Origin of the sequence: Pseudovibrio ascidiaceicola (genome assembly GCF_900114245.1) — a bacterium.
GTDB lineage: Bacteria > Pseudomonadota > Alphaproteobacteria > Rhizobiales > Stappiaceae > Pseudovibrio > Pseudovibrio ascidiaceicola.
Genome location: NZ_FOSK01000020.1, coordinates 1 through 20,895, shown reverse-complemented (window position 1 = coordinate 20,895; position 20,895 = coordinate 1). Strand labels below are relative to the sequence as shown.

At 49.6% G+C, this 20,895-nt stretch carries 17 protein-coding genes; 14 read left to right on the top strand and 3 right to left on the bottom strand.

Going from position 1 to position 20,895, the window contains the following annotated elements; translation table 11 throughout:
• Positions 1-102 precede the first annotated feature (102 nt).
• From BM231_RS25275 to BM231_RS25265, 3 genes are all read left to right on the top strand, one after another.
• Positions 103-2,718 (top strand): TRAP transporter permease, encoded by a 2,616-nt coding sequence (locus tag BM231_RS25275; protein WP_093523989.1) that lies wholly within the window; start codon positions 103-105, stop codon positions 2,716-2,718.
• A 42-nt stretch (positions 2,719-2,760) separates the two neighbouring features.
• Positions 2,761-3,195 carry a universal stress protein gene (locus tag BM231_RS25270; RefSeq protein WP_057462369.1) on the top strand — a complete coding sequence of 145 codons (435 nt, stop codon included), beginning with the start codon at positions 2,761-2,763 and terminating at the stop codon, positions 3,193-3,195.
• A gap of 227 nt (positions 3,196-3,422) precedes the next feature.
• Entirely contained in the window at positions 3,423-4,160 is a 738-nt protein-coding gene (locus BM231_RS25265; RefSeq protein WP_093523987.1) for a cytochrome c biogenesis CcdA family protein, read from the top strand.
• A 76-nt stretch (positions 4,161-4,236) separates the two neighbouring features.
• Here BM231_RS25265 and BM231_RS25260 read toward each other — a convergent pair whose 3' ends face one another.
• Both BM231_RS25260 and BM231_RS25255 read right to left on the bottom strand, forming a co-directional pair.
• Complete coding sequence (locus tag BM231_RS25260) at positions 4,237-5,169, bottom strand: DMT family transporter (protein WP_208860652.1); 933 nt, start codon at positions 5,167-5,169, stop codon at positions 4,237-4,239.
• Positions 5,170-5,265: 96 nt separating this feature from the next.
• A complete protein-coding gene (locus tag BM231_RS25255; protein WP_208860651.1) occupies positions 5,266-6,252 on the bottom strand; it encodes a hypothetical protein in 987 nt (328 codons plus the stop codon).
• A 232-nt stretch (positions 6,253-6,484) separates the two neighbouring features.
• On the opposite strand from BM231_RS25255, the gene glmU reads away from it, so the two are divergent.
• The 10 genes from glmU (at position 6,485) to BM231_RS25210 (ending at position 19,665) form a co-directional block, all read left to right on the top strand.
• Complete coding sequence (gene glmU, locus BM231_RS25250) at positions 6,485-7,843, top strand: bifunctional UDP-N-acetylglucosamine diphosphorylase/glucosamine-1-phosphate N-acetyltransferase GlmU (RefSeq protein ID WP_093523985.1); 1,359 nt, start codon at positions 6,485-6,487, stop codon at positions 7,841-7,843.
• 170 nt (positions 7,844-8,013) lie between these two features.
• A complete protein-coding gene (gene glmS, locus BM231_RS25245) occupies positions 8,014-9,840 on the top strand; it encodes a glutamine--fructose-6-phosphate transaminase (isomerizing) (protein ID WP_093523983.1) in 1,827 nt (608 codons plus the stop codon).
• Positions 9,841-9,944: 104 nt separating this feature from the next.
• The gene (locus BM231_RS25240) at positions 9,945-10,775 is read left to right on the top strand and encodes a TnsA endonuclease C-terminal domain-containing protein (protein ID WP_093523981.1); all 831 of its coding nucleotides are present in this window, start codon (positions 9,945-9,947) and stop codon (positions 10,773-10,775) included.
• 204 nt (positions 10,776-10,979) lie between these two features.
• Complete coding sequence (locus BM231_RS25235) at positions 10,980-12,839, top strand: DDE-type integrase/transposase/recombinase (RefSeq protein WP_208860650.1); 1,860 nt, start codon at positions 10,980-10,982, stop codon at positions 12,837-12,839.
• Complete coding sequence (locus BM231_RS27250) at positions 12,839-13,309, top strand: P-loop NTPase family protein (protein WP_208860649.1); 471 nt, start codon at positions 12,839-12,841, stop codon at positions 13,307-13,309. The genes BM231_RS25235 and BM231_RS27250 overlap by 1 nt, the downstream gene beginning before the upstream one ends.
• Positions 13,310-13,312: 3 nt before the next feature.
• Positions 13,313-14,494 carry an AAA family ATPase gene (locus BM231_RS25230; RefSeq protein WP_342029956.1) on the top strand — a complete coding sequence of 394 codons (1,182 nt, stop codon included), beginning with the start codon at positions 13,313-13,315 and terminating at the stop codon, positions 14,492-14,494.
• Position 14,495: 1 nt separating this feature from the next.
• Positions 14,496-16,001, top strand: a complete 1,506-nt coding sequence (locus tag BM231_RS25225) for a TnsD family Tn7-like transposition protein (RefSeq protein ID WP_093523979.1) — start codon at positions 14,496-14,498, stop codon at positions 15,999-16,001.
• Positions 15,998-17,278, top strand: coding sequence for a hypothetical protein (locus tag BM231_RS25220; RefSeq protein ID WP_093523977.1), 1,281 nt, complete (start codon positions 15,998-16,000; stop codon positions 17,276-17,278). Before BM231_RS25225 ends, BM231_RS25220 begins: the two co-directional genes overlap by 4 nt.
• Positions 17,279-17,294: 16 nt before the next feature.
• A complete protein-coding gene (locus BM231_RS25215) occupies positions 17,295-18,989 on the top strand; it encodes a hypothetical protein (RefSeq protein WP_139226402.1) in 1,695 nt (564 codons plus the stop codon).
• 376 nt (positions 18,990-19,365) lie between these two features.
• A complete protein-coding gene (locus BM231_RS25210) occupies positions 19,366-19,665 on the top strand; it encodes a PDDEXK family nuclease (protein ID WP_208860647.1) in 300 nt (99 codons plus the stop codon).
• A 396-nt stretch (positions 19,666-20,061) separates the two neighbouring features.
• Here BM231_RS25210 and BM231_RS25205 read toward each other — a convergent pair whose 3' ends face one another.
• Positions 20,062-20,334 (bottom strand): hypothetical protein, encoded by a 273-nt coding sequence (locus BM231_RS25205; protein WP_093523973.1) that lies wholly within the window; start codon positions 20,332-20,334, stop codon positions 20,062-20,064.
• 25 nt (positions 20,335-20,359) lie between these two features.
• Between BM231_RS25205 and BM231_RS25200 the strand changes: the two genes are divergently transcribed.
• Complete coding sequence (locus tag BM231_RS25200) at positions 20,360-20,875, top strand: Hcp family type VI secretion system effector (protein ID WP_057465969.1); 516 nt, start codon at positions 20,360-20,362, stop codon at positions 20,873-20,875.
• Positions 20,876-20,895 lie beyond the last annotated feature (20 nt).

Here is a 20,895-nt window from a genome sequence, read left to right as displayed (position 1 = left end):
GCTGTTCTGGCCCCGCATTTTTTGGCTTTCTATGAGATTTAGTAGGTTTCTTGCTCTGCCTTTACAGCTAAGGCAAAGGGGGAACTGTATTTGGGGGTGCAAATGAGTCCAGAACGACACAAAGCGCAAGTTGATGCGCAAGAATTGGTCGCTCAGGCGGATACCGGCGCACGAAGCCTAGCTGGCGGGCTAGGTGTGATGATTGCTGCCATTGCCTTTATCTGGTCCGTGTTTCAGCTCTATGTGGCGTCAAACGTTCCATTTTGGTTGAATGATACCTTTGGCATCAATCTCATTTTCAATAACTCTGCTGTCAGAAACATTCACTTGGCATTCGGCCTGGTGCTTGCTGCTTTTGCCTACCCTCTGTTTTCCCGCAGCCCCCGACATACCATACCGTGGTACGATTGGATCCTTGCATTTTTAGGCGCTGCGGCTTGTCTCTACCTTGTGATTATGCGCTCTGAAATCGCTAATCGCGCCGGTCTTCCAACTCAGATGGATCTGATTGTGGCCACCACTGGCCTGACTGTGCTTGCGATTGCGGTGTACCGGAGCCTCGGTCTGCCACTCGTTATTGTCGCTGCAGTGTTTGTCGGCTACGCGATGTTTGGCAACTCGCCATGGCTGCCAGACGTCATTCAGTGGCGTGGTGCTTCCTATGGTAAAGCCATGTGGCATTACTGGATTCAGGAGGAGGGCGTCTTTGGTGTTGCTGTTGGCGTTTCAGCTTCCATGATCTTCCTGTTCGTTCTGTTTGGCTCACTGCTGGAAAAGGCTGGGGCAGGGAACTACTTCATTAAAGCGGCGTTTGCGCTGCTTGGCCACCTGCGTGGTGGACCAGCAAAAGCTGCGGTGCTTGCCTCTGCGATGAGTGGTCTTTATTCTGGTTCTTCCATTGCGAATGTTGTGACCACTGGTACGTTCACCATCCCATTGATGAAGCGGACTGGCTTTCCTGCTGAAAAGGCAGGTGCTGTTGAAGTGGCTTCCTCTGTGAATGGTCAGTTGATGCCGCCTGTGATGGGTGCTGCAGCCTTCCTGATCGCTGAGTTTACCGGCACCAGCTACCATCAGGTTGTTATTCACGCTTTCATTCCTGCCGTGATTTCTTACATCGCGCTGGTGTACATCGTGCACCTTGAAGCTTTGAAGATGAACCTGAAAGGTCTGCCTAAGCCTCCGGTTCATGTAACCATTTTGCAGCGCCTGATTGGCGTTCTGACAGGCTTTATCGGGATCACTCTTGTTGGTGCAGCCGTGTATTACGGTCTGGGCTGGACGAAGACTGCGTTCCCGGCACTCACGTTCCCTGTTGTGCTTGCGTTGTTTGCTGCTGGCTATTTGTGGTTGGTGTATATCGCCGCGCAGGTTCCAGACCTTGAAGTGGATGATCCAAACGCGCCGGTGAGTGAGTTGCCTGCTGCTGGTGATGTTGGCCGTACCGGTTATTACTTCATCCTGCCGATTGTTGTTCTGATCTGGTGTATTCTCGTCGAGCGGTTCTCACCGTCCCTGTCTGCGTTCTACGCGACAATGGCGATGACCTTTATCGTTGTGACCCAGCATCAGTTGAAAGCTTTCTTCCGCAAAGAATCTCAGGTCGGCCGTACATGGCAGGGTATTGTGGACTTCGTGGAAGGTATGATCGGCGGCGCGCGCAACATGATCGGCATTGCAGTTGCGACAGCTGCTGCGGGTATCATCGTGGGTACTGTGTCCCTGACCGGTATGCACCAGATGATTGCTGCATTGGTTGAGTTCCTATCTGGCGGTAACCTGTTGCTGATGCTGGTGCTGGTTGCGGTGATGAGTTTGATCCTGGGTATGGGCCTGCCAACGACGGCGAACTACCTTGTTGTATCCTCTCTGATGGCACTGGTTGTTGTGGACCTTGGTGAGCAGACCGGATTTATCGTTCCGTTGATCGCAGTTCACTTCTTTGTCTTCTATTTCGGCATTATGGCGGATGTGACGCCTCCGGTGGGACTCGCCGCCTTTGCGGCAGCTGCGATCAGTCGTGGTGACCCGATCAAGACCGGTGTTCAAGGCTTTATCTATTCTCTGCGTACTGCTGCTTTGCCGTTCCTGTTCATCTTCAACACTGATCTTCTTCTGATTGATGTTGAGCCACTTCAGGCTGTCTTTGTCTTTATCGTCTCGGTTGTGGCGATGATGTTGTTTGCTGCGGCAACGCAAGGGTACTTCTTTGCGCGCTCCCGTCTGTGGGAATCCGTAACGCTGCTTCTCATTGCGTTTACACTGTTCCGCCCGGGCTTCTGGCTCGACCAGGTGCAGGATCCGTACGTAACTGCCACAGGTCCGCAAATCATGGAGATGGTTGGTGATGCGCAGCCGGGTGATATGGTGCGTCTTAACCTCGCAGGTCCGGATTTTGATGACATGGATAAAATCCTGACACTGACATTGCCTCTATCTATTGGTGAGGAGCAGGGGGCTGACGCACGACTTGACGCATCTGGCCTGGTTACCATGCAGGATGATGGAGCTGTGGTGCTTGATGAACCATTCCCAGGCACGACATTTGCTGAGAAACTGCAGGGCTTTGACTTTTACGGAGATGTTCCGGTTGTGATTGTAAGCTCTCAGGTGGATGCAGAGCGACTGCCAAAACAGTTGTTCTATATTCCGGCTTTGCTTCTGCTTTTGCTGGTTGTTGCACTTCAACGTCGACGCCAAACACAGCCCGCTTTTTAAGCGGGCTGTGCCATAAAACTATAATTTTTGAGGAGTTGGGAAATGTACTCCAATATCTTGCTGCCTTTGGATTTGAACGAAGAAAGCAGCTGGAAAACTGCGCTTCCCGTGGCTGTTGATCTGGCTCGTCATTACAAAGCACAGCTTCATGTGGTGACGGTTCTGCCAGACTTTGGCAAATCTATCGTTGGTGGTTATTTCGCTCGCGAGTTTGAAACTGAGGCTTTGGAGCGTACGCGTGAGGCTCTTGAGGAGTTTCTCGATACGCAGCTTCCTGATGAGGAGCTGGATGTAAAAGGGCATATCGCCCACGGAACAATTTACGAAGAGATCACAAGCGCGGCGGATAAGCTGGGTACTGATCTGATTGTTCTGTCTTCGCATCGTCCTGAGCTAAAGGACTTCCTGCTTGGACCGAATGCGGCGCGTGTTGTGCGCCATGCCAACCAGTCTGTACTGGTTGTTCGTGACAACTAAAGGTCACAGTTGATATTTACGGTCGACGGTAGGTAGTGGTTCCTGCCTACCGTTCACCAAAATGTGTCGCAGATTTTCTTGCCTGTTTGACGAAACACATCCAACTTTCAGCAAAATTGTATATATAAGCCTTGGTGATCTATTGATAGACTATGATGATGTCACGCTCCCACGCGTGCAAGCGTCAGGTCCTATAGATGCATTCCAAGTGGAATTAGGATAGCTATATGTTGCAAGACATCACCCTTTGGGGCGCTTTTTTCGCAGGCATTTTGTCTTTTGTTTCTCCCTGCGTTTTGCCGCTGGTGCCGCCATATCTTGGGTATATTGCTGGCTTGTCCATTGAAGAAGTGACGAGCGAGGAAAAGAGCGCCGCTCAGAGCAACCGGGTTATGATTGCTGCGATGTGTTTCGTCGCTGGCTTCTCAACTGTGTTTGTATTGCTTGGTGCAAGCGCGTCGTTCCTTGGCCAGTTTGTTCTGCAGTATTCGCAGTACCTTGCTTATCTTGCTGGCGGCATGATCATTGTCATGGGGCTGCATTTCCTTGGCGCCTTTAAAATTGGGTTCCTTTACCGCGAGGCGCGTGTGCAGATTGACCGTCAGCCAGGTGGATTTGGTGGTGCTTATCTGATGGGGCTTGCCTTTGGTTTTGGCTGGACGCCGTGTATTGGTCCAGTTCTGGCGAGTATTCTATTGATTGCAGGTACCCAGGCTTCAGTTAACCAGGGCGTTATTCTGCTTGCTGCCTATGCGCTGGGTATTGGTGTGCCGTTCATGATTGCTGCGATGTTTGCAGGGCCGTTTATGGGCTTTATGGCGCGCTTTCGTAAGCACATGGGTATGGTTGAGAAGGTTATGGGGGCATTTCTTGTGCTCACCGGTGTTGGCTTCTTAACCGGGTACATTCAAGCGCTTTCTTTCTGGTTGCTGGAAACATTCCCGGTCTTTTCGCAGATCGGCTAATGGCAGCTCCAGATTTTGATATAAAAAAGGCAGGCTTCAGGCCTGCTTTTTTGTGTTTGGAGTGCTGCTTTAGATACTAAGCGCTGGCTTTTCGCCGGAATAAGCTTGCGGGCAAGGTTGCCAGCAGAAGCCCTGCCATGATTGGGATGAAGCCCAAATAATGGAACATCTGGAGCTGTTCTCCCAGAAACAGAACTGCCATGCCAACACCGTATGGCGTCATCAGATACATGAACATGCCAGCAATCGATGGGCCAACCAGACGGATACTGAACTGGTAGGTCAGGAAAGAGGCCACAGAAGCGATTAGCGCGACACCTGCGATAGACATCCAGACTTCGCCTGTATTGGGTACGGAAGCTGTGATTGCCATTTCAGCGACTGCGAATGGCGCGAGGATGATGGTTCCGAGAATGGCGAGGATCGCAAACAGAGGCGCCGTTGAGATTGCCTGTAATTGGCTTTTCTTGATGAGTACGGAGTAAATTGCCCAGCTCAGCGTGCACAGGGCAAACAACAAGTCACCGCTGTTAAGTTGCAAGCTGAGTAGATTGCCGAGCGAGCCTTTGGTCACAATCACAAAGACACCAATGATAGCAAGCGAGATACCTGCAAGCTCTCTTGTTGCGACGGCTCGTCCGCGGAAGAGCCATTCAAGCGCCAAAATAAGAGCTGGGGCTGCTGAATAGATCAATGTTCCATTGGTAGCGGAGGTTTCTTTCAGTGCCAGATAGACAATAGCTCCGCAGATCCACATTGCAAGGAAGGCCATGAAGCTAAGAAGCTTCAGGTTTTTCCGGATCAGCGGCATGTTGGCTTTCAGCTCACGATATGTGAACGGCAAAAGAATAAGCGAGGCAAGACCCCATCTAAAAAATGCAAGGGTCCATGGCTCGGTATGAGCAATGGCAGGTTTGGCAATTATGATGTTGGAGCTCATGAAAATGGGCATGAGAAACAACAGGGCGTAGGTTGAGGCCCAACTTGAGCTCGTTGATGAGTTAGACACGCATGGTATTCCGAAAAGACCTGTCACGCATAAGGATGCCCTTACATCATTGCTGATGAATGCCCCAATGCTCAGGTGCAAAAAGATGAGAGCAATTTATTGGAAAATGGTAGGCATGCAATTGACTTTTTCTCGCGCCAGTCTTGCGCACACAACAGCGGTGTCTGCTGCATTGTAAAACGGGCCAGCTGTCAGAGTATACTTTGTAGCGCCGTCTACTTTTGCAGCAGAGATGCGCGTCTTCAGATCACCAAGCAGCAGCGGGTTATTGTCTTTTAGCTTTAGCCACTTGCTCTCCAGCAGGTTTGTGTCTTCGAAATTACCTAGTTCAATGGCAAAGGACGTGCGCAGAATTCTGCGGGTGCCCGACTGGCGAAGCTTGCCTGCTGCCGGGGTTTTTTGAAACTCTGGCATATCGAGAGGCACTGCATTTTTGGTAATGGATGCAACAGTCTCTGGATCGGTGGTTGTTGGCAAAGCGATGGTGGCAAGTGTACCGACTTCAGAGAGTTTGATGTCTGGCAGCGGGCTTACTGTGGCGATTGGCGCTGAAATTTGTAAGAGTTCAGGTGCTGGCAGGGTTTCTATTGGTGTGGTCGGCTCTTGCTTCGGCTTGACTGAGATTTTGGCTGGAGCCGAGGTGGTTTCCGCTTTTGATGTTTCTTGGGCGGTTGCTTCATCAAGCGCGTTTACATGACTGGATAGTCTGCGATTTTGCTCGGTAAGGCGCAGCACGGAACGGCGCAGAGATATAATTTCTTCCCTTACAATGCGCAGCTCTTTTGAGTTTTGCAGGCCCTGTTGTGATTCGTTTCTGGGGGCATCGCTATATACCTGAAAGGCGTTTTGTGCTGTTTGACTGCCAATAGAGGCGGTTGTTGTAACGGGTCCGGGCGCAGGGAGAGGGAGCGTTACTTGCGTGTAAAGTGCTTGTTGTGAGGCAAGTTTGCCAGGCATCTGCACAGCAGAGGCGGCGAGGGCGACACACGAGAGCGCAGCAATACCCCATGCAAGAACGGTAATACGTTCTCGCAGGACTTCCGGTTTCTGTCGTAACTCGTTGATTTTATGAGGAAGTCTCAAAGCTTCCAGTCGCCTCGTATTCGAATCTAATCCTAACTATATGTATTACCTTGGTTTTTTATGGTTAACAAAGTGCAAATGCAATCTGAAAAAGATGCATTAAACACTATCTGCTACTTCTAATGGGTGCTTTGATTTTCTTGGTGAAAGCACGGGGATGTCCTTTGAAATGTCAAAGCACTCGTGCAATTTGCCTGTCAGTTTTTAATTCTAAGTCTCCCAAGGGGTTTGCATGTCCAATAGTTCTTGTTTGGCAATTGTTCTGGCTGCTGGATTAGGAACGCGTATGCGTTCGGCCCTGCCAAAGGTGATGCATGAGATCGGTGGGCTGCCGCTTGTCGGGCACGTCCTCAACTCCGTTATGCATGCTGGGGCTGACAATGTCGCCGTTGTGGTCGGTCCTGAGATGGCGAAGCTGGAGGAGCATGTTGCCCTGCGCGTTCCTGGCGCAACGTGTCACGTTCAGGTGGACCGATTGGGTACTGCGCATGCTGTAAAGGCCGCCGAGGAAGCTTATAAAGATGCCTCTGATCACGTTCTCGTTCTTTTCGGAGATACCCCGCTTGTGAAGGCTGATACGCTGCATCGTCTACGGGCGCGTTTGTCTGGCGGTGCGGATGTTGTCGTGCTTGGCTTTGAGGCTGACGATCCATTTGGTTATGGTCGCTTGCTTGAGAGTGATGGCGAACTTGTTGCGATCCGTGAAGAAAAAGAAGCAACAGATGAAGAACGCAGAGTCACTCTTTGCAATGCGGGTATCATGGCGTTCAAGGGCAAGGCTCTGCCTGATTTGATTGCGGAAATCAAAAACGACAATGCGAAGGGCGAGTACTATCTGACCGATGCTGTCGAGGTTGCGCGCAGCAAAGGGATGAAGGTTGTTTCTGAACTTGCTGATGAGAAGGAAGTTCAGGGTATCAATAACCGGGCCCAACTTGCTTCCTGTGAAGCTGTCTTCCAGCAAGTGCAGCGCGAAACCTTTATGGAAAACGGTGTGACATTGCGTGCACCAGAGACGGTCTATTTCTCATTTGATACTGAGATTGAACCGGATGTGATTGTGGAGCCAAACGTGGTGTTTGGTCCGGGCGTGCATGTTGACGGTGGAGCCCGCGTCCGCGCGTTCTCCCATCTGGAGAATGCGCATGTGGGTGTTGATGCAACTGTGGGGCCATATGCTCGGCTGCGTCCTGGCGCTGAGATTGGCGAGGGGGCTCACATCGGCAACTTTGTTGAGATCAAGAACGCGACGATCGAGGCTGGTGCCAAAGTCAATCATCTTTCCTACATTGGTGATGCACGCATTGGTGCGAAGTCCAATATCGGAGCGGGTACAATCACCTGCAACTATGATGGTTATCTGAAGCATCACACAGATATCGGTGCAGGCAGTTTTGTTGGCTCAGACAGTGTGCTTGTTGCGCCTGTGACGCTGGGAGACGGCGCTTTTGTTGCTGCTGGGTCTGTGGTGACCTTTGATGTGCCAGCGGACGCACTGGCGATTGGCCGAGGTCAGCAGGTCAACAAAGAAGGTCGTGCCGCTGCAATGCGTGAAAAGCTTGCTGCGGCTAAAGCTTCAAGAAAGGGCTGAGTAATATTGGTGCACACTGCTGAGGCTAGCGGTGCGCTTGCCAATTATCCTCAAGCTGTAACGAAACGAAACACGGATTGATTTCCCTCGCATAGGAGCATCGGGCTAAAGACTTGGCCTAAAGTTGATGCTCGCACCAGTTGCGAGGTGGGAATTCAAGGAGAACATATATGTGCGGTATTGTCGGAATTTTGGGGCAGACACCTGTTGCACCATTGCTGGTAGATGCGCTGAAACGGCTTGAGTATCGCGGATATGACTCTGCTGGTATTGCAACTGTCCAAGATGGTGCGCTGGTTCGCCGCCGTGCGAAAGGGAAACTGCGCAATCTGGAAGCTGTGCTGGAAGACAACCCTCTTGGGGGTGTGAGCGGCATTGGTCATACCCGTTGGGCGACGCATGGTGCTCCGACTGTTGAGAATGCGCATCCACACGCCTCTGATGGCGTCATGGTCGTCCACAATGGTATCATCGAGAACTTCCTTGAACTGCGCGAAGAGGTGCGCGGTGCAGGTGTGAAACTTTCCACTGAAACGGATTCTGAAGTTGTTGCACACCTGATTTCACTCGAAGTTAAAAGCGGTAAAGCTCCGCAGGATGCTGTTGCTGCCGTTCTTGGTCGCCTGAAAGGTGCCTTTTCTCTTGCGATTGTGTTTGCCGATCAGGATGATCTGATGATTGGTGCACGTCGTGGGTCACCACTTGCTGTTGGATATGGCGAGGGCGAAATGTTCCTCGGATCTGACGCAATTGCCCTGTCTCCGTTTACTGACCGCATCAGCTACCTTGAAGAGGGCGACTGGGTTGTTTTGACACGCGCTGGGGCGCAGATCTTTGACGAGAACAACTCTGCTGCTGAGCGTGTGGTTCAGACGTCCAGCGTCAGCTCAACCATGATGGACAAGGGCAACTATCGTCACTTCATGGCAAAAGAAATCCACGAGCAGCCAGAGGTTCTGGGTCATGCGATTTCCCAGTACCTGAAGTTTAATGAAGGTAAAGTGACCCTGCCTGAGGGCAATGATTTTGACTTCTCCAAGATCAATCGACTGGTGATCTCAGCGTGTGGTACTGCGTATTACGCTGGTCTGACTGCGAAGTATTGGTTTGAAAAGTATGCACGCCTTCCGGTAGATATCGATATCGCTTCGGAATTCCGTTATCGCGAAATGCCGCTTGGAGAAGGTGATCTGGCGCTGTTCATTTCCCAGTCTGGTGAGACGGCAGATACGCTGGCATCGCTGCGCTATTGTAAAGAGCAGGGCATGACCATCGGTGCGGTGGTTAACGTGCCAGAGAGCACGATTGCACGTGAAGCTGATCTGGTATTCCCAATCTTTGCAGGACCTGAAATTGGCGTCGCGTCTACGAAAGCCTTCACGTGTCAGCTGGCTGTGCTTGCCAGCCTTGCCGTACTTGCTGGTCGTCAGCGTGGAAGCTTGAGTGAGGCACAGGAAAAAGAGCTGGTTGGTGCTCTTTCCGAGCTTCCAGCACATGCGATGCAGGCTTTGAAGCTAGAGCCTGAGATTGAGAAGCTGGCACCATGGATGTCCAAGAAGCATCATGCGTTGTTCCTTGGTCGTGGGACGAGCTTCCCATTGGCACTAGAAGGTGCGCTGAAGCTGAAGGAGCTTTCTTACATTCATGCAGAAGGCTATGCAGCAGGTGAGCTGAAGCATGGTCCAATTGCACTGATTGATGAGAATATGCCAGTACTGGTTGTGGCGCCGTTTGATGGCGTTTACGAGAAGACTGTTTCCAATATGCAAGAAGTAGCAGCTCGTGGCGGTGAGATTGCTCTGTTTACGGATGAAAAGGGCGCTGAGGCTGCAGGTGTTGCTGCTGACCAGATGATTATTCTGCCAGAACTCCCTGAAATCGTCGCGCCACTCATCTACGCCCTGCCGCTGCAGATGCTTTCCTACCACACCGCCGTGTTCATGGGCACAGACGTGGATCAGCCACGGAATCTAGCCAAGTCTGTTACGGTCGAATAAGTACTTAGATACGCTGATGGTCTGTTGTCGGCGAGTAATGAAGTTGCCTACTGAAACCGCCAGTCTACTGCTTGCTTTGCGAACTGTAGACTGGCGGTTTTTCCATGGTAGGTAAGAGTAAAGCGTTTTCTGACGCCAAGTTTGCAAAGATGATTAAAGAGGGACGGGGCAGTGGTGAGTATTCTGAATACATGCCCTGGCTAACCGTTCGGGATTTGCCGTCTCTTGGGAGAGTAAATGGCGCCTTCGGTCATAAATCGAAGAGAACCCATCACCTGCTGTCTGATCTCGAACTTTCCGTGTTCCTGCTGCTTGAATGGAATAGCGAAGTTATTCAAATCCGTGAGCAGTTCCCCCTTGAAAGAGATGATACCCGCAAGCTTGCGCTTGAAGCTGGGATCAAGCATCCTAGTCTAGCTGGTGTTGACCAGTATATGTCCTCCGACTTCTTGGTGGACACGAGCGATGAGCAGCGGCCTAAGTTCGTATTGCAAGCGAAGTATAAAGATGCGCTGCAGGATGCTCGCACGGTTGAAAAGCTGGAGCTAGAGCGGCGATACTGGCAGGCAAAGGGTTTGCCGTGGTACCTTATCACGGAACGCGAAGTGCCAGCTGTCGTTACCAAGAACATAAAGTGGCTCCACCCGGCAATGCGGGAGGAAGAAGGCCGTATTGAGCTAACGCTAGAGCAGATGGAACTCTACGGTCACCACTTTAAAAAGAACCCAAATAAGACGCTCATCAGTATCTGTAAGGAATTGGATGTGGCCTATGGGCTGCCGCTTGGCCAGTCCCTTCAAGAGATGAGACAGCTTTTAGCTAAGCGATACTTCACCTTCGACATCTTCGTTCCAATCACCAGGCTCAAGGCGAAAGAGCTGGAAGCAGGAGATCTGGGTTTTATCCGGGAGGTGTATCTTGTTTCAAATCAATGAAGTGCTGAGTTTTGATCAACGCCGCTATCGCATTTGCAGCTGATGGGCGAGCACTTGGTGTAGATCGATATAGATGACAAGTCGGCTTTTCCCGAGATCGCATCGACTGATGAGCTCAGATCTGCCATCGAAGACGAAGTTCTTGATCGGGTACAAGATCCTTTTAGCGAGCTTACTTTCCTGAACCCGGCAGAAGGAAGCACAGTGAAAGCGAAACGGGATAGCAACTACGCTCTCATCAAGCTCTTGGTGGATTTGCCAGACTTTTATGATCCGGAAAGCCGCGGTGCTGCTATAAACACCATTCTTGCCAGTAACGGATCTACCAAGCAAACCCTCTACAGGTTAGCTCGGCGATACTGGCAACGGGGACAGGTTCCAAACGCTTTGTTGCCTGATTATAAGAACTCGGGAGGAAAGGGGCAGCGCAGACTTGCGAAGGACAAGAAGTTAGGGCGCCCGCGCAAATACACTCCAGGTGTTGGTGCCAAGGTAGACGAATTTACCGAACGCTTGTTCCGCATAGCCATTGATCGTTATCTTCTCAAGGATAAGGGACACTCATTTCCTTATGCTCACCGCCGCTTTGAGAATATGTATCTGAACTACTTCCCAGATACGCCCTCAGAAGAACTGCCGTCTAACTGGCAGATGATGCATTTCTATAAGCGCGAGTACCGGCAGGCTGAGACACTGAGGAAACGGGTGTCTGCCATCGAGTATAATAAGGATGTCAGACCTTTACGCGGCACGGCCAATACACAGGTGCTGGGGCCTGGTTCCCGCTACGAGATTGACGCAACTATAGCGGACATTTATCTGGTTTCCGACAGTGAGCGCGGCAACATCGTCGGCCGGCCCGTGGTGTACATGGTGATTGATGTCTTCAGCCGCATGGTTGCTGGCTTCTATATCGGCTTCGAGACACCTTCCTACGCGGCGGCGATACAGGCTCTGTTTATGGCGGTAACCGATAAGACAAGTTACTGCAGGGAAATGGAGTTCGATGTTGATATCAATGATTGGCCAAGCGTTGGTGTTCCCGACGCTGTCTTAGCTGACAGGGGCGAACTGCTTGGGCACCAGATAGAAAACCTAGAGAGTAACTTTTCAGTCAGGATTGAGAACACGCCGCCCTACAGAGGTGATGCGAAAGGCATTGTTGAACGAAATTTCAAGACAATTCAGAGTTCTTTCGGCCCCTTTGTGCCAGGCCATGTATCCGGCACCACAGTTAAGAAACGTGGCGGGAAGGATTACCGGCTGGATGCTAAGTTATCAGTGAGGGACTTTTCTCAAATTATCCTGTCGTCCGTGCTCTGCCATAACCAATACGCTGTACTTGAGAAATACGACAGGGACGCTGATATGCCGACGGATCTTCCTGCCACGCCAATCCATCTGTGGAACTGGGGACTGCAGCACAGGACTGGTCGCCTGCATCAGGCTGATCCAGACGCACTTCGCATCGCTTTACTGCCCAGAAAAAAGGCGACTCTTTCAGAGCTTGGGGCCTGCTTGTTTGGTGTCTATTATACATCAACAGAGTTCCTCCGACTTGGATGGACGCACCGTGGTCGGAATGTAAAACGTCCAGCGAGCATTGAAGCAGCTTACGATCCGTTGGTTGCAGACCGGATTTACCTGTTTCCAGAAAGAGGCAGCAACAAATATTGGGTCTGTAATCTCTCAGAGCGCTCTCGCGAGTTCCGCGGGTGTTCGTTCTGGGATGTGTGGCAGGCTCGAGATGAGCAAAAGAAAACGTCAGCAACTGCCAAGGTGCAGTTAAAAACCAAAAAACGCCAGCATGAAGAGTTCGTGATTGAGAAAATTTCGCATGCTGAAAAGTCTGCGTCCGATACTGCGGCGGAGCCCAAAGTGCAGAGGATCCGTGCCATTAATGAGAACAAGCGTCATGAAAAGGCAAGGGAGCGCGCAAGGAAGGCACATCGTCCTGAAGCTGAAAGTGAGCGTAAGTCAGGTGAGATAGTCCACCTTGCTCAGCCCGAAACGGACCTGGATTATCCCGATTTCATTGACGAATTGTTTGAGGATGATGACTGATGGGGTTGCCGGAAAACTTTGTCGAGGCTGTATATGCTGACCCGGGTCTGGAACGCTATCGCGGTAATCCATTGATTGAAGCGCTGCCGCCGATCATGGACCTTTCAGCACTTAAGAAGAAGTTAGCTGGAAAGGTCGCCTTCAGGCCGCAAGATTGTTTCGAAAAAGGGCATATTCGTGCCCATCAGATTAGTGGTCTTCTGGATGATTTCTTTCAGCCTTTGTCTATGCATAAACAGTTGGAAGAAAAGATTTCGATTATGATCCGGGGTGGCTATGTCGGGCGTAATATAGCGGATGGTTCCCTGAACAGGAGGATGCAGGAAGGCTACCAGAGGATAATGTCGGGCGCCGCAGATGACTTTCAGTTTGCTCAATCGAAGTCCACGGCTAAATGCTTCTCGCTGATCGGGTGCTCTGGCAGCGGCAAAAGCTCGACAATAAATCGGATTTTGGCAACCTATCCGTAGGTCATCTACCACAAGCAATATAATTTCATTCAGCTGCCTTATCTTCGGATCGAATGCCCGTCCGATGGCTCTTTAAAGAGCTTGTGCCTGAATTTTTTCCGTGAGGTGGATCGCACGCTGAGTACCGCCTATGAGGAAAAATATGCCCGCAAGCGCCACAGTACCGAAGTGCTTTTGTCTCTGATGGGACAAGTTGCGACGCAAAGGGCTGTCGGTGTGCTGGTCATTGATGAAATCCAGCGATTAACGCTTAAGAGATCCATCAGTAAGGAGGCCATGCTGGAATTTTTTGTTGCGCTGGTAAACGTGGTTGGCGTGCCTGTGGTCATGGTCGGCACTCCCAAGGCGAGACCCATATTTGAAATGGAGTTGCAGGCAGGCAGGCGCAGCGCAGGCTTTGGGTCTCTGTTTTGGGAACCGATGCAGCGCGGCCCTGTCAGAGTAGATCCCAATACAGGCAAGCAGAGAAGGACAGAATGGCAGGCCTTTACTGACAAACTGTGGCGATTCCAATGGCTTTCTCAACGCGATGAGATCATAAGTGAGGAAATCCGCGACTGCTGGTTTGAGCTATCTCAGGGTGTGATTGATATCGTGGTTAAGCTGTTTGTCCTTGCTCAGTTGCGGGCGATTTCCACGGGTTTGGAGCGAATAACCGTAAAGCTGCTCCGCACAGTCTACGAGCAGGAACTCAAGCCAGTGCATCCGATGTTAGATGCACTGCGCAGGGGAGATCCTGACGCAATTATCAAATACTCTGACTTACAGATGCCTGCGATAGATAAGCGCCTTCTTGAGTTGCGAAAGTTGATCGATGAGCGGCAAGAAGAAAGAAAAAGTGAAGACGCATTCAACGGCAATGAAAAGGCCAAGAAGCTGTCTACTTTTTTGCAGGCAATGGGATGCGATTCAAAGTTGCTACAGCCTTTAATAATAAGTGCCTTCAAGAAACATCCGAATCTTTCCTTACCTGACTTGGTCCAGATCGTTCTGGGCTGGTACTCTGACCCGGTACAGCCGAAAACAACTAAAGTTGAGACAATCAGACCTTCAAACTGGCACTCGCTGCCCTCGGATGACTTTAGGTATAAGTTTTCTCAGGCGGAACAGGGACGTCTTTATGATGAGTTGGCAGCAGGTAGGGAGCTGTTCGACGTTTCTGGCTGGTTAAAGAGCGTGGGATGATATGTTGGGCTTCCCTTTACCTTATTGCGATGAACTGATCTACAGCACGATTGCAAGGCATGGGGTCCATAGCGGCATTACTTCACACAAAGAACTCCTGTTTGAGGTATTCGGCGACACCAAAATAATTGCAGTTTCAGACCTGCCTGGACATTTAGAAAAGATAGCAGAGCTTTATCCTGAACTGCTCGGCATTACGCCATTGGATCTTCTCTACAAGCATACGCTCTTTCCCTTATACGCACCTTTTATCGGCAAAGCCCGACGTAAGGCTCTTACTCATGAGCTTACTGGGAGCCGAAAAAGCTCCGTGCATCTGATGGCTGGCGTTGCAGCATCGCGCGTCAAGCAGCCGAAGTACCTTCGGTATTGCCCTGATTGTGTAATCGAGCAATTTAAAAGGTATGGAGAATGTTACTGGCGGCGGGCCTGGCAAGTCGCAGGAGCAGATAGTTGCCGTGTTCATGGCAAGCTAATTGACGCAAAAATATTCCGTCACGACGTGCAACGCCATTCGTTTAAGGCTGCTGGCCCAGATACTTGCCCGCTGGCAAAGGCGCAGCTTGGAAGTTGGCAAAGCGTAGTGATGGCCTTGAGTGTAGACGAGCTACTGAGCCTTCGTGTGAGGCATATCCCTGAGCTAACTCAGTGGGGGATTTATTATAAAAACTTGGCGGCTGACAAGCACTTCAATCGGGGAGTGCAGGTGCGTCATCAGAGTATCGAAGAAAGGGTCATTGAGTACTGGGGTGCAGAATGGCTTGCTGGACACTCTCTTTTGCCAGCTAGGGACGGTGAAAGCTGGCTAAAAAGCATGTTTCGAAAACACCGCAAGGCTTTTAGTTACCTGGAACATCTGATTGTCCTTCATGCATTTTTAAAACCTGGTTGGAAGTTGCAGGATATTGTTACTGAAGCTGCGCGGATCAAGGAAGCAAAGGTTACTGTTAAGAGCTTGCCAGTCCAGAGCCAGGATAAGATCAACGCACACCGGGGCAAGTGGCTTGTTGCTCTTGATGAGTATGGCGCAAGGCAGGCCAGGCTTTCTGGCTTTGGGGCCGTCTATGCGTGGCTCTATCGTCACGACAAAGACTGGTTGATGAAGGTAAATCAGAAGCACCATAAACCGGAGGCCACGCGGAAAGCACGTGTGGAGTGGCCGAAGCGGGATAGCAAAACCCTTCGGGCTTTGGTCCGATTGCGTAATCAGTTTGAAAACCAGCAGAATGGGCCAAGGCGCTCACGGAACTGGTATCTAAGGAAAATAGACCATGCGGCAAGCGTTGAAAAGCACTTAGACCAACTCCCACAGTGCCGGACTTTTCTAGCGCGTCATAGTGAAAGCATTTCTGACTATCAAATGAGAAGAATTAGAAGCACCGTCCTAGGGCTAAAACATCAAGGCGCCTCAGTGAAGCGATGGAGAGTTCTAAGGGAAGCGGGATTAAGTGAGGAACGCCTCACAGAACCTGCTCGTTGTTTTCTTATGAGGGAGCTAAGAAATTGAATGGAATTGTGCATCTCAAGGGGTTTGAGGAAGATACCTGGATCAACGGTATAGGAGAGCTGTTTTGCCGAAAGGGTGGGGTTAGGTGGGCCGTAAGCCTGAGTGTATTCCCAAGCAGGCAAAACGGGGCTGACGCAACTTCGCTTTCAAATGCGCCTTTGCTGGTGCGCAAAACACTCATTAATCAAACCAAGGGCAATTATCGCAAGAGGCTTGAAAAAACTTTTACAGTTCAAAGAGCAAATGAATGGCGGATTGATCGCTTGGAAAGTTGCCCGGCTCTTGAACGGCGCTTATCAAAGGAGCTTCGGCAATACTGCTTTGTCTTTGAACTACATGATGGCATTCAGGTTTTCCTTCCACACTTCGAACTGGCGCGGGCTCTGTTCTTCCATAATGGGTATTTTGCTCGCTCATCTGTGGTTCATGACGTGCTCAGCAATGAGTTTGCCGTTAAGTATGATGAGCTCAAAAGTGTGGCAACCGTCCATGTGCTGCAAACCTGCAATTGTCCCTTGGAGGTGTTTAATGACTCAGGATATCGCAGGATGCTTGCCTGGTTGCTACTGGATAAGGAGGCCAGGCGCTCCTATGAAAGCATAAGCCAATCCCAATTGCTCAGTGGTCGTGAGATAGGGCAGTATCGGCGATGGACCTTTCACTTTGAGCCGCCGCCGCTGACAAATGTTAGCTTAACGGTGAAGGGCAATTTTGAACCGGAAAGCCAGACATTGCTTGTCTACGAGGTGACTGGCGTAAGGAACATTCCCGCTAACATTCCAGATCAGGTCGAATTCTTTAGCCCCAAGTTTTACGCCAATGGCAATGGAGCAGGAGGACAGCCTACCTCACCAATGTCTGAGCCTCTGCAATATAATGTAGAAGATAATGCAGAGGGGAGCCGGGAGAATAAACCAATCACCCTCAATGTAAGTAAGACAGAGTTTGAATTTGCAGGGGCGGTGGCAACTTCGAGGATTGCGAAGAAGTCAAGACTTGCGCGGGAAAGTCGGGAGCATAACAGTCAACTAGGAAATACTTCCACGAATGTGAGTACCGAGGAGCAAGGGCCATTTGGCACATTACCCAGCGCGGAGTGGGATAGCCTAAAAGAGCAAACAGACGATACCCACTTATATTTAAACAAGTTTAAGAGCTACTTTGAAATGCTTACGTTGCTAGAAGACAGGTACGGCTGCACTGTGGGTAAATACCCGCTTAGGAAGCTTCCGGCGCAAGGAGATTTTAAACGAAATCTATCCAGAGTATGTGTCTAAAGATGCCGAGGATCTCATGCAAGATCAAGCATTTGTCACTTTAATATTCGAGAATAGAGAGAAGTTTTCGGAAGCAGCTATAGGTAAATTATTTGAGGCGTTTCTTGCAAATCAAGAGCAAGTGCGAAAATTTATAGATGCGTTATCGGAAAAACTGACTACATTTGGTTTGGAAGTTAATGAATCTGGGCGAGATTTCGTAAGCACAGCAAGTGATGCCGATTTGATTGTCATTGATCTATTTCTTGGATCTGAACAGGCAGATATAGATAAGAAACGTTCGATTGAAGGTCTGAAAGAAGTTTTAGGGCGCCGACCAGAGAAACCTCCTCTGGTTCTCCTAACCTCGGCGCATAATAACCTACTAGTGCTTCGTGAAGAATTTCGGGATGGTACTGGGCTTTTGGCGTCAGGTTTTAGAACAATACGTAAGTCCGAGATCGTAGATGAAGGACGTTTAGAGCAATTACTCTTTGAGTTGACTGAGCATCGTGAAGATGCGCTGAAACTTTGGGCATTTTTAAAATCTTGGGAAACTGGAATTGTTGATGCGCTAAACAGGGCTCAAAAACAAGTGAGAAAATTGGATCTTGAAGACCTGTCTCATGTAAAGCAAATGCTGTCATCGGAAGGGGTTCCGCTTGGTGGTTACATGGTCGACATTATGGATGATGTACTGACACACGAACTGGAAGCTGACCAAGGTGTGATAGATGCAGCAATTGCACTTAACTCCGTTAGAGCAACAACATTTCCCCCGAACACCATCACAGGAAGCAAGAACACACTCGAGGTGGTTCGTAAGACACTTTTCACACACAACAAAAGACGACAACTTGATCCAGTTGAAGGTTATCCTGTTTCCTTAGGCGATGTGATTGCAAAATCGCCAGCAGCTGGTGATGATAATGCTATAAAAGGCACGATTTTTGAGGCGGATGGAGAGCGTGTCTTTCTAGTGTTGACGCCTGCCTGTGATCTTGTCCGAGAACCTCCAAAAGCTAAACGTGTTCTGTTACTCGCAGGACTTTTTTATGATCTTGACGTTCAGAACTTTAAACAAGTTGCTGGTGGAGAAAATACACCGGTCTTGGATCTTGGTGAGACAAAACGAGGGGTCGTTGAGTGGGACTTCAAACACATTGAAACTATTGATTTAGAAAGCCTATCTAAATTGTTAGCAGATGATGGTCCGTGTTTCTTACCGGCGCGGATGAAAGAACATGCTGCGATTGCATTGCAGCAAAAATTACTTAGTGACTTGGGGCGGGTTGGTGAGTTAAAAACTATGCCCACAATGTTTCCGATAAAATGCGTGGTTTACTACACAAATTCCAAACGTGAGCTAGTCGAGTTGGGAACCAAGCTGGATGGCGTGCTTGTAGTGGAAAAATCAGCACGCTTGGCATTTGATGCAGTTCACCGATTTGAGTTTTTAAAGGAAGTGCGAGCTGCAATTGATGAAGCCTATCAATCGAGTAAGGATAAGCTGACGCGTGCCATTGAACCGCAAGCTTTAGATACTCTTTTTACAAAAGGTATTGTGTATAAGCCAGACAAGAAACCAAAACCTTGTACGGTACCTGGTGAAGACAAAGATGTTGAAGTTGGAAAAGTTATCTTTAATGACTCAGCTGCCAAAACCTTTAGTGACCCAAGCCAACATCAGGGATCTGGTTTGATTTTTGAGCTTACTGAAGGAAGTACGTAAGCGATTTTTTTGAGGGAGGAGCTGCTTGCGGTGAAGTTTTGAAATTCATCGCAAGGACTGATTGTACCCCGTAAGGCTGTACGTTGAGCCACATGCAATGGTGCTCTAAATTTAAGATCAAAAACACAAATACTATGCAGTTGAGTATGATACTTTATTCCTCGTAATTTGGTAGTGAGTGTGAACTTAGTGATCCTCAGTATGATACTTTATTATTTGTAGCATATTTTGAGTTGGCGGATTTGTGCCAACTTCTTTGTGTTTCAGTATGATACTTTATTTTCATCCCACAGTTTTTGTCGGCGAGTAATAAAGTTGCCTACTGAAACCGCCAGTCTACTGTTTGCTTTGCGAGCAGTAGACTGGCGGTTTTTCCATGGTAGGTAAGAATATAGCGTTTTCTGACGCCAAGTTTGCAAAAATGGTCAAAGAAGGGCGAGGGAGCGGAGCGTATTCTGAATACAAACCCTGGCTGACTGTTCGGGACTTGCCGTCTCTTGGTAGAGTAAATGGCGCCTTCGGTCATAAATCGAAGAGAACCCATCACCTTCTGTCTGAGCTCGAACTTTCCGTGTTCCTGCAGCTGGAATGGCATAGTGAAGTCACTCATATCAACCGATCTGTCCATACAGCTTCGACGGAGAATGCGTACGCTGGACTGCGAGAACTCAGATGAGTAAGAAGAGCATTACTGAACATTCATTCTCTGTGGATCTCTTACCTCCTCTCACAGCCACGCCTTACGGTTGTTTTCAATATATTACGTGTGGTGCTGCACATGAAAGCACTTGCAGGCTGATGAAAACAGGGGATCAGACCCGCTGAGCAGTATTTTTCAGCTGATGATGCTTCTGTCCCGCCGCCCCCCACACACAAATCGGTGAAGTGGATTCAAGTATGCTGTAAGCTGTCCTTCCTGGAGCCTAGGAAGGGAATCCGAAAACCCTTAAAATTACCGCTCTAGATTGCTGGGTATGTGTGATGCATATTCGAAATATCCCTCATATTGCAACGGTTTGCCAAAAATGGCTTGAGGTTGGTTGTTTTTGGCTAGCCTGTTAATTGTTTTTTTTCAATAGGTTATCTGTGATTTCTTAAAGTGCTCCGGTTTTATCTGGCCATTTTTGGCCAGATCTCCTGCTGCGTTATGTGTCCTTATCAACTTTTGATAGTAAGTGCAGCACGCCTTTCGAATTTTTATTTCACTTGCACTTTCAAAGATTTGGCGTTTTTGGCACTGTTTTTCTTTCAGAATTATCCTGTCTGGTACAGGATTTGCTTTTGTTTGGGCGAGTGCCGGGCAAGGGGAGCTTGCTGGTGCTGCCCCTCGTTGAGTGGGTTTCATTTATGTCTTTTTAAAGGAGCGGCTTATGCCAACACCAGCCTATATCACCATTGAAGGGTCAACTCAGGGACCAATCACTCAGGGCGCGTTTACTGAAGATTCCGTCGGTAACGTGTGGCAGGAAGGCCATGAAGACGAGATCATGGTGCAGGCCATTGATCACACCGTCATCATTCCTCGTGATATCCAGTCCGGCCAGCCAGCTGGTCAGCGTGTGCACACACCGTTCAAGTTCACCTGCTCCATGAACAAGTCCATCCCGCTGCTATATAATGCGCTGGTCTCTGGTGAGATGCTGCCTAAATGTGAAGTTAAATGGTACCGCACCAATTCTTCCGGCAAGCAGGAGCATTTCTTCACCACCTCCTTTGAAGATGCGCTGATCACCAACATCGAGTGCGGCCTGCCACATTGTCAGGATCCGAAGAATGCTGACTTCACTCAGCTGATCACCATTGAACTGTCTTACCGCAAAATTATGTGGGAACACACAGTCTCCGGCACCTCTGGTGCTGACGATTGGCGCGCACCTGCAGCTTAAGTCTCTGTTTTTGACGGAAC

What these genes read in the sequence shown, in the direction of transcription:
- BM231_RS25275 (WP_093523989.1), top strand. Translation starts at nt 103, where the DNA reads ATGAGTCCAGAACGACACAAAGCGCAAGTTGATGCGCAAGAATTGGTC.
- BM231_RS25270 (WP_057462369.1), top strand. Translation starts at nt 2,761, where the DNA reads ATGTACTCCAATATCTTGCTGCCTTTGGATTTGAACGAAGAAAGCAGC.
- BM231_RS25265 (WP_093523987.1), top strand. Translation starts at nt 3,423, where the DNA reads ATGTTGCAAGACATCACCCTTTGGGGCGCTTTTTTCGCAGGCATTTTG.
- glmU (WP_093523985.1), top strand. Translation starts at nt 6,485, where the DNA reads ATGTCCAATAGTTCTTGTTTGGCAATTGTTCTGGCTGCTGGATTAGGA.
- glmS (WP_093523983.1), top strand. Translation starts at nt 8,014, where the DNA reads ATGTGCGGTATTGTCGGAATTTTGGGGCAGACACCTGTTGCACCATTG.
- BM231_RS25240 (WP_093523981.1), top strand. Translation starts at nt 9,945, where the DNA reads ATGGTAGGTAAGAGTAAAGCGTTTTCTGACGCCAAGTTTGCAAAGATG.
- BM231_RS27250 (WP_208860649.1), top strand. Translation starts at nt 12,839, where the DNA reads ATGGGGTTGCCGGAAAACTTTGTCGAGGCTGTATATGCTGACCCGGGT.
- BM231_RS25225 (WP_093523979.1), top strand. Translation starts at nt 14,496, where the DNA reads ATGTTGGGCTTCCCTTTACCTTATTGCGATGAACTGATCTACAGCACG.
- BM231_RS25215 (WP_139226402.1), top strand. Translation starts at nt 17,295, where the DNA reads ATGCAAGATCAAGCATTTGTCACTTTAATATTCGAGAATAGAGAGAAG.
- BM231_RS25210 (WP_208860647.1), top strand. Translation starts at nt 19,366, where the DNA reads ATGGTAGGTAAGAATATAGCGTTTTCTGACGCCAAGTTTGCAAAAATG.
- BM231_RS25205 (WP_093523973.1), bottom strand. Translation starts at nt 20,334, where the DNA reads ATGAAACCCACTCAACGAGGGGCAGCACCAGCAAGCTCCCCTTGCCCG.
- BM231_RS25200 (WP_057465969.1), top strand. Translation starts at nt 20,360, where the DNA reads ATGCCAACACCAGCCTATATCACCATTGAAGGGTCAACTCAGGGACCA.